The organism is Spirosoma lacussanchae (genome assembly GCF_005870035.1).
GTDB classification, from domain to species: Bacteria; Bacteroidota; Bacteroidia; order Cytophagales; family Spirosomataceae; genus Spirosoma; species Spirosoma lacussanchae.
Genome location: NZ_SWJG01000001.1, coordinates 1,041,728 through 1,059,153 on the forward strand (window position 1 = coordinate 1,041,728; position 17,426 = coordinate 1,059,153).

14 protein-coding genes are annotated in these 17,426 nt (G+C 56.2%); 3 read left to right on the forward strand and 11 right to left on the reverse strand.

Features of this window, described 5'->3' with window-relative positions; translation table 11 throughout:
- Positions 1-76 precede the first annotated feature (76 nt).
- Together FBR45_RS04275 and FBR45_RS04280 are read left to right on the forward strand one after the other, a co-directional pair.
- Positions 77-982 carry a 3-keto-disaccharide hydrolase gene (locus FBR45_RS04275; protein ID WP_138499630.1) on the forward strand — a complete coding sequence of 302 codons (906 nt, stop codon included), beginning with the start codon at positions 77-79 and terminating at the stop codon, positions 980-982.
- Position 983: 1 nt separating this feature from the next.
- Positions 984-2,138 carry a DUF1624 domain-containing protein gene (locus tag FBR45_RS04280; protein WP_138499632.1) on the forward strand — a complete coding sequence of 385 codons (1,155 nt, stop codon included), beginning with the start codon at positions 984-986 and terminating at the stop codon, positions 2,136-2,138.
- A gap of 5 nt (positions 2,139-2,143) precedes the next feature.
- Here the strand turns inward: FBR45_RS04280 and FBR45_RS04285 are convergent, their stop codons facing one another.
- A complete protein-coding gene (locus FBR45_RS04285; protein WP_138499634.1) occupies positions 2,144-2,863 on the reverse strand; it encodes a 3-keto-disaccharide hydrolase in 720 nt (239 codons plus the stop codon).
- Between the two features lie 122 nt (positions 2,864-2,985).
- Complete coding sequence (locus FBR45_RS04290) at positions 2,986-4,080, reverse strand: fasciclin domain-containing protein (protein ID WP_138499636.1); 1,095 nt, start codon at positions 4,078-4,080, stop codon at positions 2,986-2,988.
- Positions 4,081-4,260: 180 nt separating this feature from the next.
- Between FBR45_RS04290 and FBR45_RS04295 the strand changes: the two genes are divergently transcribed.
- Complete coding sequence (locus FBR45_RS04295) at positions 4,261-5,109, forward strand: hypothetical protein (RefSeq protein ID WP_138499638.1); 849 nt, start codon at positions 4,261-4,263, stop codon at positions 5,107-5,109.
- Positions 5,110-5,166: 57 nt separating this feature from the next.
- On the opposite strand, the gene FBR45_RS04300 is transcribed toward FBR45_RS04295, so the two are convergent.
- The 9 genes from FBR45_RS04300 to FBR45_RS04340 form a co-directional block, all read right to left on the reverse strand.
- A complete protein-coding gene (locus tag FBR45_RS04300) occupies positions 5,167-6,567 on the reverse strand; it encodes a PQQ-dependent sugar dehydrogenase (RefSeq protein ID WP_138499640.1) in 1,401 nt (466 codons plus the stop codon).
- 76 nt (positions 6,568-6,643) lie between these two features.
- Positions 6,644-8,416 carry an ABC transporter ATP-binding protein gene (locus FBR45_RS04305; protein WP_138499642.1) on the reverse strand — a complete coding sequence of 591 codons (1,773 nt, stop codon included), beginning with the start codon at positions 8,414-8,416 and terminating at the stop codon, positions 6,644-6,646.
- Between the two features lie 252 nt (positions 8,417-8,668).
- Complete coding sequence (acs, locus tag FBR45_RS04310; protein WP_138499644.1) at positions 8,669-10,564, reverse strand: acetate--CoA ligase; 1,896 nt, start codon at positions 10,562-10,564, stop codon at positions 8,669-8,671.
- Positions 10,565-10,661: 97 nt separating this feature from the next.
- Positions 10,662-11,033 (reverse strand): response regulator transcription factor, encoded by a 372-nt coding sequence (locus FBR45_RS04315; RefSeq protein WP_077919250.1) that lies wholly within the window; start codon positions 11,031-11,033, stop codon positions 10,662-10,664.
- A 20-nt stretch (positions 11,034-11,053) separates the two neighbouring features.
- Positions 11,054-13,756 carry an ATP-binding protein gene (locus FBR45_RS04320; RefSeq protein ID WP_138499646.1) on the reverse strand — a complete coding sequence of 901 codons (2,703 nt, stop codon included), beginning with the start codon at positions 13,754-13,756 and terminating at the stop codon, positions 11,054-11,056.
- Positions 13,749-13,961, reverse strand: a complete 213-nt coding sequence (locus FBR45_RS04325; RefSeq protein WP_077919248.1) for a hypothetical protein — start codon at positions 13,959-13,961, stop codon at positions 13,749-13,751. The genes FBR45_RS04320 and FBR45_RS04325 overlap by 8 nt, the downstream gene beginning before the upstream one ends.
- Before the next feature lie 105 nt (positions 13,962-14,066).
- Positions 14,067-14,294: a DUF6814 family protein gene (locus FBR45_RS04330; protein WP_077919247.1), complete on the reverse strand. Its 228-nt coding sequence runs from the start codon at positions 14,292-14,294 to the stop codon at positions 14,067-14,069.
- A gap of 29 nt (positions 14,295-14,323) precedes the next feature.
- Positions 14,324-15,910 (reverse strand): MFS transporter, encoded by a 1,587-nt coding sequence (locus tag FBR45_RS04335; RefSeq protein ID WP_138499648.1) that lies wholly within the window; start codon positions 15,908-15,910, stop codon positions 14,324-14,326.
- Positions 15,911-15,943: 33 nt separating this feature from the next.
- Positions 15,944-17,356 carry a porin gene (locus tag FBR45_RS04340; RefSeq protein WP_212748614.1) on the reverse strand — a complete coding sequence of 471 codons (1,413 nt, stop codon included), beginning with the start codon at positions 17,354-17,356 and terminating at the stop codon, positions 15,944-15,946.
- Between the last annotated feature and the right edge of the window lie 70 nt (positions 17,357-17,426).

Consider the following 17,426-nt stretch of genomic DNA (forward strand, 5'->3'; position numbering starts at 1 on the left):
ACCTGGTTTCGGTGCCGTCGTGTTCGCACTGATCCTATTCGTGAGCCTGTCCTACACGTAGTTAACCCCACTCGTTATGATGCCATTGCGTACACTCTTGCTCGCTGGTCTGCTTTTCGTTACATCAGGCCTGGCCTTTGCCCAGACTAACCCCAACCGTCAGGACTGGGAGCCGCTCTTTAACGGAAAAGACCTGACCGGCTGGGATATCAAGATCACGGGCCAGCCCCTGAATGATAATTACAAGAATACATTCCGGGTCGAGAATGGTATTATGCGGCTGGCCTATGATCAGTATACCAGCTTCGATGGTAAATACGGGCACCTGTACTACAAGAAACCCTACTCGCACTATAGAGTGCGGTTCACGTACCGGTTTGTTGGTCAGCAAACCAAAGGCGGAGCGGCCTGGAATGTGCGCAACAGTGGAGTCATGCTCCATTCGCAGTCGGCTGCGAGTCTGTCGCTGGGCCAGGATTTTCCGGTGTCGCTCGAGTTGCAGCTGCTGGGCGGGCTGGGGAAGGGGCCGCGCCACACCGCTAACCTCTGCACCCCCGGCACAGAGGTCTACATGGATGGCAAGCTGAACCCCGCCCACTGCATCGATTCGGACTCAAAAACCTACGACGGCGACCAGTGGGTAACGGCCGAAGCCATCGTGCTGGGCGATTCGGTCATTCATCATCTGGTAGATGGCGATACGGTGCTGACCTACCAGCGGCCCCGGGTAAGCAGCTATTTCATCAGCGACGAGTATGACTGGAAAGCGGCCGGAATTCAGAATGTCGATTACTGGGCCAGCCGGGCTAACAAACCACTCGGTGAAGGCTACATTGCGCTGCAGGCCGAGAGCCACCCGATCGATTTCCGCTCGGTCGAGATTCTCGAACTCAAAGGCTGTACCGACCGTAAGGCGCTGAACTACAAATCCTACTACGTAAAGTCCGACAATACCCGATGCCAGTACGGACGCAAGAAATGACATGAACCGGATTACGACAATCGACGTAACGCGGGGATTGGTCATGGTCATCATGGCCCTCGATCACGTCCGCGACCTGCTCCACACACCCGCCCTGACGCAGAACCCGACCGATCTGGCCACGACAACCCCTGCCATTTTTCTGACCCGCTGGATTACCCACCTCTGCGCCCCGACCTTCGTATTTCTGTCGGGGGTGTCGGCTTATCTGTCGTTACAAAAGCGCAACTCGCCCGAAGCCCGGCGGTTTCTGCTGAAACGGGGGCTGGTGCTGATCGTGCTGGAGCTGACCGTTATCAACTTCGCGTTCTGGTTCGATATTCAGTTCAGGAGCCTTATGCTACAGGTCATTTTTGCCATTGGGGGCGGGCTGATGGTACTGTCGCTGCTGGCGAAGTTATCCGTTCGGTGGATAGCTGGTATCGGGTTCGGTATTGTCCTGCTGCATAACCTGCTGCCGTTTGCGCCGTTTGCTAATCCGGTGGGGAGTTTCGTATGGTCGCTGCTGTTCCGAACCAACGTGTTTGTGGTAAGCCCGGAACTGACAGTGCTGGTGGGTTATCCGCTGGTGCCCTGGCTGGGTATTATGCTGCTGGGGTTCGCAGCCGGGCGGTTGTTCGAGCAGCCGATTACCAGTCGCCGACGGCTGCTGTGGCAACTGGGCCTGGGGGCGCTGGCGGTTTTTCTGGTGCTTCGATTGCTGAACCTCTATGGCGATCCGGCACCCTGGTCGGTGCAGAAGAGTGGTTTACTAACGGTGCTTTCGTTCCTGAACGTGAGCAAATATCCGCCTTCGTTGCTCTACACGGCCGTAACCATCGGACTGGCACTGCTGATTCTGGCTGCTGCCGACGGAGCCGACAACGGCTTGACCCGCCTGCTACGCGTATATGGCCAGGTACCTATGTTCTACTACCTCATCCACTGGTACCTCGTTCACCTGTCTATGCTGGCGATGTCGTTTGCGCAGGGCTACTCCTGGGCCGATGTGCCTTCGGGGCCGCTCAACTTTGGTCGGCCCGAAGGAGCGGGTATATCGCTGGGGGGCGTTTATGGGGTCTGGCTTGCGCTGGTGGCTGTTCTGTATCCGCTCTGCCGTTGGTATGGTCGCTACAAAGCCGCCCACCCCGAGGTGACCTGGCTGCGGTATCTATAAGGATGCTATAGACGACGGAACTTGACGTTGCGGAACCAGACGGGGCTGCCCCAGTCCTGCAAACCAATTCGGCCAATGTATTGCCCTTTGCCGATGGGGGCGTCTTTGAGCTTACTGGCGGCCACCCGTTGTTTCCATTCGGGGCTGTTGAGGGTGTACTCGTGGATGGTAAACCCGTTCAGTGATACGGTCAGCGTGTTCTTTCTCATGACAAAATGCACCTGATTCCACGAGCCGACTGGGTTGACCTCACGAACGCGGGCGTTGGCTACGCTGAAAAAGTCGCCCGCCCGGTGTTTATTTTCATCGGCTCCTTCGTAAATGGCGTTGTCGAGGACCTGAAGCTCAAGCCCCGTATCGTATACGTTCTTGTGGGCGGGGGATTCCTGCACGAAAAAGAAAATACCGCTGTTGGTCAGCCGTTCTACTTTCCAGTCGGCCTTGAACTCAAAATCGCCGGTAAACGAGGCATCCGTAACCAGGTCGCCCCCGTTAGCGGCTTTGTTGCCGATTCGGTTCGGCACGTACAGGTGAAGCGCCCCCTGCTCCACGCGCCAGGCCGAACCAACCCCTTTACCACCGTAGGTATGCCAGCCGTTGGTGTTCTGGCCGTTGAACAGGAGGGTCCAGCCCTCTTTCTTTTCCTGTGAGGTTAGGGTATTCTGAGCCTGCGTCAGGCTGGCAGTCAGAATGAGTAGGGCAGACAAAATAAACCGGAAGCGCATGGGCTGTATGAAAACGTGTTTGTTGTAAAAGACGGGCCGAAGTCGTTCGCTACTGTACGGCCTAAAACAAGCGTGCCCCGTTCCTGAACGGGGCACGCTTAACTACCTCCTGTCTGCGGTCACTACTGGAACAGCAGGATGCGGTCAATGACGTGAATAACGGCGTTGTTGGCCACTACGTCAGCCTGGGTGATGTTGGCTGCGCTGGTGCCATTGCCTTTACCCAAAACGGTTACTTTGCCATTGGCTACGTTGAACCGCACACTCGATCCCTGTGCCGTTACCACATCAGCCCCGTTTTGGAACGTCTGCGCAAAGGCCCGGTAGTTCAGCGTGTGATAGGCCAGCAGATCGGCCAGTTTTTTCGGGTCTTCTTTCTCGATGGCCGCCACGTTGGCATAGCCCGCTGCGTTGAAGGCCGCGTTGTTGGGGGCGAAAACGGTTACGCCATTCTGCGTGCTGTTGCTCAGAATGTTCTGAATGCTGGTACCGGCCCGGTTGGCGGCAGCTACGAACAGCGACAGATCATTATTGGCTTTTACTACATCGGCTGCGTTGATCGTTGGCGGCATCAGCACCTTGTTGATGATATGAATCGTGCTGCCCGTTGTCGGAATATCGCCCTGGGTAACCTTTGCCCCGTTGATGCTGACGTCGCTGTTGCTAACCTTGTAGACCGACACCTGCGTATTGGGCAAGGTGGTCTGATACGAGGTATTCACCCGCGTCGGGATGGACGACAGGTCGATCAGCGACCCGATGACGTGGTATTGCAGAATCCGCTTCAGGTCAGCCGCCGGCGCAGCGCTTACTGCGGCCACACTGGCGTACCCAGCCGCCCGGAAGGCGTCGTCGGAGGGGGCGAAAATGGTCAGTGCGCCTTTGTTCACATCCGCAACCAGACCCGCCTGCGCGATGGCAGCCGTCAGGAATGTCAGATTATCTTTTTGCTTGATGTAATCATACGAGGCCACAACGGTCTGGTTCGAGCCGGGGGTTGTTGTGCCTGAACCCGGCGTGGTCGATGTGCCGGAGCCGGGTGTCGTGGCCGTGCCGGTGCCGGGCGTAGTCGCGGTGCCCGAACCCGGATTGGTCGTCGTAGGTGGAACCGGTTGCGGATCGGGGCTATTGGTACAGCTGCTCAGAAAGGCAACCGAACTCAGCAGGCAGGCCGCTGCCACTGATCGGAATGTGTTGAAATTGAGATGAATGGTCATACGTTGAGTTGGTAAATCGTTGACTAAATAAGTAAGCAATCCTGTCGTCATTGTTGCGTAACGAGAGGTAGTTGGAAGGTTAACGGGGCACCGGGATGAGATGTTGTGTTGGAAAAGTGCTATTCGAGCGAACGGGATTTATGTTTTGCGTACTTTCAGGGCAATGAAACGGGCTGAACCATGACCAAAAAACTAGGCGTTTTTATCATCCACGGCATGGGCGATCCTGCTCCCGATTATGCCGAAACACTTATTGGTCAGTTGACAAAACGCCTGGGCGATGCGGCCCGGGAGGTCGAGTTTGAAGCGTGCTACTGGGCCCCTATTCTGCAGAAACAGCAGGACGTAACCTGGCATCGGCTTCTGCTGCGTGGTCAGCTGGATGCGCTGGCGTTTCGGCGCTGGATCGTCAGCGCACTGGGCGACCCGGTGAGTTACCTGTCTGGTTTTTTCAAGGATGGCAAACCGGTGTATGGGCAGATTCATGAATGCATGCGGACCAGTCTGGAGCAGCTCTCGGCCCGGCTAGGCGAGGGACAACCTCGGCCCCTAATGATCCTGGCCCACTCGCTGGGCAGCGTAATCGCCAGTAATTACATCTGGGACCAGCATTACAACAAAAACGAGGAGGATGTTGGTCTGGGCAAAACGCCCTTCGAGCGGACCGAAACGCTCACGTCGTTTATCACGTTCGGCTCCAATATTCCGCTCTTTCTGCCGCCTTCGCCCCCCATCAAATGCATTCCGTTTCCGCACCAGAACCTACCGGCTTCCCTGAAAGCCGAAGCCCGCTGGCAGAACGTGTTCGATCCGGACGATGTGCTTGGGTATCCGCTGGCCGACATCTGGGACGATACGCAGGGCACCCGCATCGACGACATTCCGATCAATGCCGGTATGTGGCCCCTGTCAGAAACGCCCCTGTCGCACACGGCCTACCTGCGCGACGATTCTTTTCTCGATCTGGTCGAAGAACGCATGCGGGCCCTGCTGAAGCTGACACCATGGCCGGAAGACACAACTTCGTAAAATACAAAAACGCCCGGCAGCAGCGCTGTCGGGCGTTTTTGTCGGGTTGTGAGCCGCTTACTGGGTAACGGGCAGCAGCCGGAATACGTAGCCCGGATCTTCGACCGATACGTAGAGGTAGCCGTCGGGGCCCATGGTCACGTTGCGCAGCCGGCCAATGTTTTTCAGAATATTTTCCTGGCTGACAATTTTGTCGCCGTTCATGACGCACCGGTTCAGGTACTGGAACCGCAGCGACCCCACCATCAGGTTGTTTTTCCAGCCCGGGTATCTGGAACTGGTTACGAAAGCCATGCCGCTGGGACCGATGGAGGGCAACCAGTAGGTAAGCGGCTGCTCCATGCCTTCTTTGGCCGTCAGGTTGGTGATCGGTTTACCGTCGTAGTTGATGCCGTAGCAGATGACAGGCCAGCCGTAGTTGGCCGATTTTTTGACGATGTTGATCTCATCGCCCCCGCGCGGCCCGTGTTCGTGGGTCCAGATGGCACCCGTGGCCGGGTTCAGGGCCATACCCTGCGGATTGCGGTGACCATACGAATAAATAGACGGGTGCGCGCTCTTGTTGGCTACGAAGGGGTTATCGGCCGGAATGCGGCCATCGTCGTGCAGGCGGTGCACCTTTCCCGCGTCGCGGTCCAGCGATTGCGGGTTTTGCTGCTCGCTGCCCCGGTCGCCAACCGTAATGTACAGAAACCCTTTCTTGTCAAATTCCAGCCGTGAGCCGTAGTGGTGGCGGGTTTTGGCGTAGGGGAGCGCTTCAAAAATTACCTTCTGATCGGTCAGGGTGTTGCCGGTCAGTTTGGCGCGCATCACGGCCGTGGTTGAAAGTTTGTCGCTGCCTTCCTGCTTCACCGCCGAATACGACAGGTAGATCAGCTGATTCTTCGCAAAGTCGGGGTGCAGTTCTACGTCGAGCAGGCCGCCCTGTCCTTCGGCCAGTACGGTTGGGCCGCCGGTTAGTTTGGTTTTCTGACTGCCTTTTTCGACCCGGTACAGATCGCCCGTACGGTCGGTCACCAGCATGCTGCCATCGGGCAGGAAGGCCAGACCCCAGGGCGACTTGAACCCACTCGCCACCGTGTCGAGCTTGACCGTCATGCCTTCCGAGGTAAATACGTTGGAGGATGGTTTGTTGGCAAACTTGTACTGATCCACGTTCTTCAGGCTCGTCAGAATCAGATCGGCCATTTCGTCGATTTCCTTATCGGTCAGCACGCCTTTCCAGGCCGGCATGCCCAGGTCGGGGTAACCGCCGGTTATGCTTTTGACCAGATCGCTTTTTTCTTTCCCGTGTTTCCACTGGCGATCAACAAAGGCTTCTACCTTTTCGCCGTGGCAGGAGGAGCAATAGGTTTCGTAGTTTTCGCGCGCCGTTTTTGCCGCCGGCTTTCGGTCGATCAGAAAACTGCTGAGGCAAAATACGGCCACAAAGGCGCTGCCAATCGTGTAGCGTAGCATAGGGGGGATGGGACTTGTTTTACGAATGAAGCGGGAGAACTGACTTTTTTACTATTGATGGGCTATGGGTAAACGGCTAGACAGCTACCAGCTCTTTGCGTTCGCCAATCTGCTGCCGCCACATGGCATAATAGAGACCTTTCAGCGCCAGCAACTCGTCGTGACGGCCCTGTTCAGCCACCCGCCCCTGTTCGAGCACAAAAATACGATCGGCGTGCAGAATCGTGCTCAGCCGGTGTGCAATCAGGATGGTAATGTGCCGGTGCGAACCCGACAACTCACGAACCGTTCGGCCAATCTCTTCTTCGGTCAGCGAGTCGAGCGCCGAGGTAGCCTCGTCAAAGACCAGCAGGGTCGGTTTGCGCAGCAGCGCGCGGGCAATACTGAGCCGTTGTTTCTCGCCCCCGGAGACCTTTACGCCCCCTTCGCCAATAACCGTATCGAGGCCCTGCGGGGCGCGGGCCAGCAGCGAATCGGCCGCGGCCTGCCGGAGCGCCATCAGACATTCTTCGTCGGTGGCGTTGGGGGCCACAAAGCGCAGGTTTTCGCGGATGGTGCCGGCAAAAAGCTGCGTATCCTGCGTAACGAACCCGATCTGCTCACGTAACTCGTCGAGGTCGACGGCCGAGCCGGGTATGTTGTTGTAGAGAATCTGGCCGCTCATGGGCGTATAGAGGCCCACCAGCAACTTGACCAGCGTGGTTTTGCCCGAGCCGCTCGGCCCTACGAAGGCAATGGTTTCGCCCAGCCGGACATCGAACGAAATACCATCGAGGGCCGGAACGCTGGCCGACAGGTGTTTGAAACGGACCGCATCGAAAGCCAGCGTCTGGAGATCCCTGACGGGCTGCGGCAGGGCGGGTTTAACGTCGCGCGGGGTGTCGAGAATCTGCTGGAAGTTAGCCAGCGACGCTTCCGTTTCGCGGTATATATTGATGATATTGCCCAATTCCTGGAGCGGTCCGAAAATGGCGAACGAATAGATGAACAGCGAGAAAAACTCACCCACCGTAATGCGCCCCTGCACGACCAGAAACAACATCAGCAGCATGATGGCATTGCGAAGCAGGTTCACAAAAGTGCCCTGAACGAACGACAAAGACCGGATGTAGCGCACTTTCTTCAGCTCGAGTTTCAGAATTTTCTCGGTTGTGGCGTTCAGTCGTTCGGTTTCCTGCTGGGCCAGGCCGAGGCTTTTGACCAGCTCAATGTTGCGCAGGCTCTCGGTGGTCGATCCGGCCAGGGCCGTGGTTTCGGCAACGATCGTTTTCTGAACGTTCTTGATTTTTTTGCTGAGCAGCGAGCTCACGAACCCCAGCAGCGGAATGGTCAGAAAATAAGCCGGTGCAATGGGCCAGTATACGGTGGTGGCGTACCACATCACAAACACGATACCCACTACGGACGTGAACAGAACGTTGACGAACGACTGAATCAGCTTCTCGACATCGGACCGTACTTTCTGCAACTTGCCGAGCGTCTCGCCCGAGCGCTGGTCTTCGAAGACCTGGTAGGGTAGTTCGAGGGAGTGGCGAAGGCCGTCGGTATAGAGTCTGGCGCCCAGCCGCTGGGTAATTACGTTGACGTAATAGTCCTGAAAATTTTTGGCGATTCGGCTCACCATGGCTACGCCCAGGGCCTGGAGGATCAGAAGCCCCGCTCCGTTCTGCAAAAATTCCCAGAAGTTAATGTCGCGCAGGGTGCCGCCGGGCTTAACAACGTACTGATCGATGATTTTGCGAAAGATATACGGGTCGAGGAGCGAAAAAATCTGGTTGATAGCGGCCAGCAGCAGCGCCAGGATCAGCAGGCCCCAGTAACGGCGCAAATAACTGTAAAGTAGTTTCATACAGGAGTTAACGGCCCGGCCTGGTGGTGAGCGGACGGGATTTGTCGGTGTAACAACAGACGAGCCTAAAAGATCGCCTGAACTGAAAACGTCGTTGACAAAACCTATTGGGCGTACTCAGCCTGTTGCTGGTACGGCGCAGCCAGCGGTCCTGTATAGCCCGGTGGGCGAAAGCGGGTTTGAGGACATCAAAAAAAGCCTAAACGGTCGCGAAACAGACCGTTTAGGCTTGAGAAAGGATTCTGAAGGAACCTATACGGCGCCGGCTTTGATCTCGTCTACAACGGCCGGGTCGAGCAGGGTGGTTGTGTCGCCGAGGTTGCTGGTGTCTCCTTCGGCAATTTTGCGAAGAATCCGGCGCATAATCTTGCCCGACCGGGTTTTGGGCAGTCCCGAAACAAACTGGATTTTATCGGGCTTGGCAATGGGGCCAATAACCCGGCTAACGGTAGCCAGAATGTCGCGCTTGGTCAGGTCGGCGTCATGATCGGAGGGCATGGCGTCGGCAATGACGTACGCATAGATACCCTGCCCTTTGATGTCGTGCGGATACCCGACAACGGCGCTTTCGACCACGCCCGTGTGCATGTTGATGGCGTTTTCCACTTCGGCCGTACCGATGCGGTGGCCCGATACGTTCAGGACGTCATCGACGCGGCCCGTGATCCGATAATAGCCGTCTTCGTCGCGCAGACAGCCATCGCCGGTGAAATACAGGCCGGGATAGGTGCTGAAATACGTCTGTCGGCAGCGCTCATGATCGCCCCAGGTTGTCCGTAAAATACCCGGCCACGGAAACTTCATGCACAGGTTTCCGGATACGCCGTTGCCTTCGATCTCCTGCCCGTTTTCGTCGACCAGCATGGGCTGAACGCCGGGCAGTGGGAGGGTGGCGTAAGTGGGTTTGGTTTTGGTGACGCCTGCAATGGGCGAAATCAGCATACCACCCGTTTCGGTTTGCCACCACGTATCGACAATCGGGCACCGGTTTTTACCGATATGATCGTCGTACCAGTGCCAGGCTTCGGCATTGATGGGCTCGCCTACCGAGCCAAGTACCTTCAGGCTGCTCAGGTCGTGGTTTTCTACCTTGTCGAGACCAAAGCCCATCAGCGACCGGATGGCCGTTGGGGCGGTGTACAGGATGTTGACCTGGTGTTTATCGACAATATCCCAGAAACGTCCGGCGTCGGGGTAGGTCGGTACCCCTTCGAACAACAGCGACGTGGCCCCGCAGGCCAGTGGCCCGTATACGATGTAGCTATGTCCCGTAATCCAGCCGATGTCGGCCGTGCAGAAATGCACCTGACCCGGCTCGTACTGAAACACGTTCTCGAAGGTATAGGCCGCATAGACCATATACCCTCCGCAGGTGTGGACTACGCCTTTGGGTTTGCCCGTACTGCCCGAGGTATACAGAATGAACAGCACATCTTCGGCATCCATTTCTTCGGCCGGGCAGTCGGCGGTTACCTGCTTGAGTTCCTGCTCCATCCATACGTCGCGACCCTTCAGCATGGCTACCGGGGTGCGGGTACGGGTCATAACGATTACCTTCTCCACGCTGGGGCAGCCGATCAGGGCGTCGTCGACAACGCTCTTGAGCGGAATTTCTTTGTTGCCCCGATAAGCACCGTCGGCCGTAATCACTAGTCGGCACTGAGCATCGTTGATCCGGTCGGCAATGCTCTGGGCCGAAAATCCACCGAAAACAACGGAGTGAATCGCGCCAATACGGGCGCAGGCCAGCACGGCAATGGCCAGTTCGGGCACCATCGGCATATAGACGCAGACCCGGTCACCTTTGCCTACGCCGTTGCGTTTGAGCACATTGGCCATTCGGCAAACCTGATCGTGGAGCATCCGATAGGTGAGGGTAACCCCGGCTTCGTGCGGGTCGTTAGGTTCCCAGATGATGGCGGGCTGATCGCCCCGCTCGGCCAGGTGCCGGTCGAGACAGTTTTCGGTAATGTTCAGTTTACCCCCTACAAACCACTTGATATTGGGTTCGGTAAAGTTCCACTGCAGGGTTTTGGTCCAGGGTTTGCGCCACTGGAATTCCTGAGCTACACCGGCCCAGAAGGCCTCGGGGTCTTCGACACTTTGCTGGTAGGCCTGCTGATAGTCGTCAAAGGTTCGGATACGCATAGTTGAAGGGCAAAAGGTAAATGAGACAGTAAAAGTAAATGACACCAGCGTTCCAGCCGGCAATTTATTTGCTAAGTTGGTATAGACAGCTACCCACTTACCCGACCGGCTTCATTAATTGATTGATTCGGCTGACGAGGTCACGGGTCGAAAAAGGCTTGGGTATGTACAGGTTAGCACCGGCCTCGTAACCGGCCTGCACATCGGCTTCTTTACTTCTGGCACTCAGAAAAATTACTTTCGCATGGTTCAGATCGGGTTGCGCCCGTACGTACCGACAGAGTTCATGACCATTCATTTTAGGCATCATGACGTCGAGCAGGAGCAGGTCCGGTTTTTCGGCGTCGATCAGTTCCTGCGCTTCGGCTCCGTCGCGGGCAATAAAGACCCGGTGCCCTTCTTTCTTCATCAGGAATTCGAGCGAGAGCAGAATGTTTGGTTCGTCGTCAGCAATTACTACGGTAAGCATATAGATCAGTAATCTGATGGCTAGTCAATTGGTATACGGACGGTAAAGGTAGCACCTTGTCCCAATTGACTCTCCACCCGAATACTACCGCCGTGTAATTCGGCAATTTTTCGGGATATCGCCAGGCCCAGTCCGCTGCCCGTCGGTTTGTCGCGGGTTTTGTGGTGGAGCTGGTAAAACTTGTCAAAAATCAGCTCATGATAGGCCGGGTCGATGCCCACGCCGTTGTCGGTAATACTCACGATCAGGTTGGTGCCATCAGCCGACGTAAGTACGGCAATCCGGCCCTGGTTAGGCTCGCAGAACTTAATCGCGTTCGACAGCAGGTTGATGAATACCTGCATCAGCCGGTCGTGGTCGGCCCGCACGGTTGTGGGCGGAATATCGTGCTGCACCGTGATGCTGATGTTTTTTTCGCGGATCAGCTGCTGTATGGTGTCGATGGCCTGGCGTACGATATCGCGCAACAGAACCGGCTCCAGCTGCAGTTGTAACCGCCCCGACTCGAACCGCTCCAGATCCAGCACCTGGTTGATGAGTCGGGTAAGCCGTTCCGACTCGCGGATGATCGTTCCCAGAAACTGCTGGCGGGAGTGGTCGTTCATATCGGGGGTGTCGTACAGGATTTCGGCCAGCGCCCGCACCGACGTGATGGGCGTACGAACCTCATGCGTGATGGTCGACAGAAACTCGGCTTTGTTGAGGTCGGCTGCCTGCAGGCGTTCGTTGGCTTCGCTGAGTTGCTGAGCCATCTGTTCCAGCTCCGTCGACTTTCGTTTGAGCTCCCGGTTGACCGAAATCAGCTCCTGCGAGGTCTTGAGAATACGAATCACTTCATCGACCGAAATGGTTTCTTCTTTCGCGATGGAGGCTACGAGCGTACGGGCCGAAGCCGTTCCGATAGCGCCCGCCAGCAGTTTCTCGCAGTAGGTAACCAGCCGGGCGTCGGCATAGATGGTCGGGGTGGCGGGTGCATGACGACTGGTATACCGCTCAATAACGCGCCTGGCCCAGTCGGCTCCGAAAAAGGTGGTGAGCAGTCGCTGTAGTTCCGATACGACTACTTGCCCCTTCCAGATTACGGAACTCTCGTCGGAGCGCGAAAGCCGGAAAATATCGACGAAGAGGACCGCCTGGTTGTGCTCCAGCGCGCTTTGCGGCCGGTTGATAGACCCCCACAGATACCCCAGGCTATTGACCAGCAGGGACCAGAAAATTCCCTGGGCCAGCGGCTCCAGATCGGTCTGGCCAAACAGGTTTTGCGGGCGTAGGAAGCCGATCCCCCAGGGGCCTTCGGTCAGTAGCGTAGGCGGAAGCAGCCCGGGAACGAGCGTAGGCAGAATCAGCGTGTAAAACCACATAGCGGTACCGGCATACAGACCCAGCCGCGCCCCCGCCCGATTGCCTTCTTTCCAGAAAATACCGCCAATCATGGCCGGCGTAAACTGAGCAACAGCCGCGAACGAAATCAGCCCAACCGATACCAGCGAGAACTGCTGCGACACCGTTCGGTAGTATATATACGCCAGGATCAGAAACAGGACAATGGTAAGCCGCCGGATGTTGATGACAAACGTACTCGACACCGAACCAAACCGATTCTGCCAGTTGGAACGGCTCACCAGAAACGGCATCACGACGTTGTTGCTGACCATGACGCTGAGCGCAATCGTTTCGACAATGATCATACTCGTGGCCGCCGAAAACCCACCGATGTAGGCCAGTAAGGCCAGGCCTTCGCGGCCGTACTGCACCGGCAGGGCCAGTACATAGTTGTCGGCGTCGATGGGGAGGTTGCCCAGCAGAATATGTCCGCCAAAGGCCAGCGGCAACACAAAAATATTGATGACGAACAGGTACAGCGGAAACAGCCAGATGGCTTTGTTGAGGTGCTTCTCGCTGGTATTTTCTACGACGGCCACCTGAAACTGGCGCGGCAGAAACAGAACGGCCAGCATCGATAGTATAATATTCCAGAACCAGTCGCCCGACGTATGGCCCGGCCCGAACGTGAACTGCTGGCGTAGCGCGGGTATGGCCCGGGCCTGCTGAAAAATATCCGTCGGGCCGTTGAACAGCCCAAAGGTGACGAACAGCCCGACCGCTACGAAAGCGACCAGCTTCACCAGCGACTCGAACGCAACGGCCGTGACCAGGCCCTCATGTCGCTCGGTCGCTTCGAGGGTGCGGGCACCAAACAGGATCGTGAAAACGATCAGAACCAGCGTAATATAAAAGGCCTGATCGCCCAGAAACAAGCCTTCCGACGCGTTATCTGCTTGCCCCGACAATACCGAAAAGCTGGTCGCTATGGCTTTGATCTGGATAGAGATGTAGGGAATGATACCGGCTACACACAACCCCGTCACGAAAACGCCCAGCCCCCGGTTTTTGCCATATCGGGCCGAAATGAAGTCCGCAATGCTGGTAATGCGCTGCACTTTACAGATGCGGATGATTTTCCGGAGGATGAGCCACCAGAGCGGAGCCGCGAGCGTTGGGCCGATATAGACCGTCAGAAACTGCATCCCGTGCGATACAGCCCGGCCTACGCTGCCGTAGAAGGTCCAGGCCGTGCAGTAAACAGCCAGTGATAACGAATAGACATACGGGTTGTTGACCAGACTCTGGCGGGTATGCGTGCGATGTTCGGCCCAGTAGGCAATCAGAAAGAGCAGGCTCAGGTAGAGCAGCGAGCAGACGATGAGCGTAAGGCTATTCATCGGGATGGAATGAATCGTCAGCGTTGCGGTTGCCGTGCAGGCAGATCACCAGCGATACAATCAGGGCGGCCCATACTACCAGCACATAGGCATAGCTGCCAGGCAACCCACCCGTCAGGTCGGGTACGTTAACGATCGACAGGAACGGCTCGTTGAAAAGCAGCATGAATACGATGCTTAGCAACAGTAGTCGCCGGGTTTTCATAGGGTCAGTTACGGGATAGGTATAGATCAACAGCCGGTCTCGGGCAGTACCGCTGGTATTGGGCCAGCGGTACTGCTCTGCCGCCTTACTGACAGCGGGTGTGGCCTAGCTGACTTCATCGTCATACTCGCCCTGGAGCGCGTAGAGGCCAAACCGGACCAGTCCACCCACGATAATGGGCAACAGTACGAACAAAATGATGATGCCAAAAACCAGGTCTTCGGTTTTGCCGCTCGTCAGTTTGGGCAGACCGAACTGGGTAAGGCCGTAGTAGCCGACAACAGCCGCCAGCGCCAGCCAGACAATGCCAGCGTATTTTTTGATTGCGTTCATGAAACAGAATGTCTACAGGTTGAAATGAATTAGTCGTGGGTTGTCCGGTTTTTGTTGTCGATGTAGAGCAGGCCAATGACAAAGCTGACCGCAGCCACACCGATCGGGTACCAGAGGCCTTCCAGATAGGGAGCTGCGTTGGGCAGGGCGGCTCCAACGGCTTCCGCAGCCGTGTTGGCGTCGTTGGCTTTGGTGGCCAGGTAGGTCGCTACAGCCGGCAGCAGGCCGCCAAAAACCCCGTTCCCGATGTGGTAAGGTAACGACATGGACGTGTACCGAATCTTGGTCGGGAACATCTCGACCAGAAAAGCGGCAATAGGGCCGTACACCATCGTTACAAAAATCACCTGAATAAATACCAGCCAGATCAGCGTCCATTTGTCAGCATCATTGATGGTGACGGTCTTCCTGATTTCCGGCTTGGGCGCTTCAGCCGCAGGCGTAGCGGCAATTTTTGTTTTGATCACTTCCTCATAGGTGGTGCCGTCGGTATACGCTTTGGCAATGGTCTTGGTCATGATAAACCCACCGGCTTCTTTTGGGTTGGGAGCGGTTGCCGAGTCGATTCGGGCAGCACCGGCTATTTCGGTTTTGTTGCTCAGGTTGGTGGTCTGGTACATTTTCTCGTAGATGGCCCGGTACGACAGAATGGCGACCAGCATACCCGCCAGCATGATGCTTTTTCGGCCAATTTTGTCCGAGAGCCAGCCGAATAGCACGAAGAAAGGCGTGCCCATCAGCAGGGCTATGGTCATCAGCCCGTCGGCCTGCATTGCTTCTACGTTACAGATCTTCTGGATAAAACTCATGGCGTAAAACTGGCCCGTATACCAGACTACGCCCTGCCCCATGGTTGCGCCAAACAGCGCCAGCAGAACGAATTTGAAGTTGTACCGGTTGCCAAAACTTTCTTTCAGCGGACTGGCCGACGTTTTCCCCTCTGCCTTGACTTTGGCGAACAGGGGCGACTCACTCATGTTTTTCCGGATGACATATGAAATAAGCACCATCAGGATCGATACCAGAAACGGCACCCGCCAGCCCCAGTCAGTAAAGGCTTCTTTGGACATCGACAACCGCGTGAGCATAATCACCAGCAGCGAAACGAACAGACCAATGGTGGCGGTAGTCTGAATCCAGGAAGTCCAGAACCCGCGCTCACTTTTGGGCGAGTGTTCGGCTACGTAGGTAGCGGCACCGCCGTACTCGCCACCCAGGGCCAGCCCCTGCAACAGGCGCAGAATCAGCACCAGCAGCGGAGCCAGGAAGCCAATGGTTTCGTAGCTCGGAATCAGACCGATGGCAAATGTGGCCCCGCCCATCAGCAGCAGTGTGACCATAAACGTGTATTTCCGGCCAATCAGATCGCCGAGCCGCCCGAAAAACAGCGCGCCGAACGGACGAACAACGAAACCGGCGGCAAACGTGGCCAGCGTAGACAGAAAGGCCGCCGTTGAATTGCCTTCCGGAAAAAACTTGGTGGCCAGTACCGTTGCCAGCGACCCGAATATGTAGAAATCGTACCATTCGATGAGCGTTCCAACGGAAGAGGCTCCGATGACGCTGATCAGCGAACGGATGTTAGTGGCTGGTTTGGCCTTAGGTTCTGTAATCATGAATGAAAGAAGATTAATGGAATAGGGAATGAATCAAAGATAAACCTGGGCCTGCAGGATAAACTCACCCCGCTTACCGCTGATGGTGTTTTTGTCGGTGTAGACAGGACGTACCGACCACTGGGGGGTAATTTTGGCATGGTGGCCGTCCAGATAAAAGTTACAGCCGAGGTCGTAATAAGTACCGGATTTTCCGAGCGCTTCCAGGTTTTTGAGGGTGTAGGCTGCATAGGGCTGTATCCGCACTAAGGGTTTGTCAGTGGTTTTGGGCAACAGCAGACCGGCCTGGGTATACCAGATCGTTCCCGTACCGACCAGCGGCCGCGCATTACCCGGACCGGCTAGCGCACGCTTTCCTTCAAAAGAAGGGTCGGCCGTACCGGGGTTCATGATTCCCACATTCCGCAGGTAGTTCGAGCCGAAATCATACGTGTAAAGTACGCTGTAAGTGGTTACGGCCATGTTTTTGTCCTGTTTCCCAATGGGCATATCCGCGAAGACATCGACCGAGAAAAGATTGATATCGTGGGCGTTGGGTTTACCGTTGTTCATAGAGCGTGTTGCTTCGGGCTGCCGGTAAAACCCCGCGCCCAGGTTAAATACGCGCCTGGTACCTACGTAAGAGCCCACCTTAAAAGGTAACACATTCGCTTCCTGATCCAGGAACTGATACTCGAAGTAGCCACCATAGGACATTTTACTGACGCCATTGTTGTCAACGGCTACATTGGGCGTTACGGTCGTGCCGCTCAGGGGGGGCGTCTGGTTGGTAGCAAAGGGCTTGTTGTAGTTCAGGCGATACTCCAGCTTACCCAGTTTGCCTTTGGCATAGATACCGAACAGCCGGGCAAACTGATCCGAATTTTCGATCAGTGGCCAGTTAACTATCGGGGCGTCGACCGCCAGGAAGTTCAGCGTGCTGGCCGATGTCATCCGGGATATACCGTGCCAGTAGTGCAGCCCGGCGCCCAGATAGAGCGTGTTTTTACGAACCAAGCCGGCTGCGTCTTGCCCGCTGGGCACGACGGCATATTCGTTCCAGACATCGTGGAAAAACAGACCCGGCTTTTTGCCCTGGCCGTACCCACCCGTACCGCTGGTTCCTGCGGCTCCGCCGTTTATGAATGTCTGGTTGTTAATACCTACGTGGGTCAGAATCAGATAACGGGGCGAAATCTGGGTGTAGGCCAGTACCCGAAGCCGCCGGGCGCCTATATCCGTCAGGGTCTCGGTCGGCACTCCGTTTACCGCCGTGCCGGGATTCATCTGCATGGATCTGAACCACAGTTGGTTCCACATAATAATTCGGGCGTATTTAGTCCCTTCCGGATTCAGGTTCAATTTGAGCCCGGCTCCGTAGTCGGATGACCCCTGAGCTATACTTTGTTGTTGACATGGCCCGCTGATCAGCAGCGCGAGTACAAGCAGTTGTAAGCTATGTTTCATGGGTAAGACAAGTTCGGATCGGCGTTCGTTGCCGGATCAAAACTGTCTCTTTCTGCAAGACCTGCGAAAC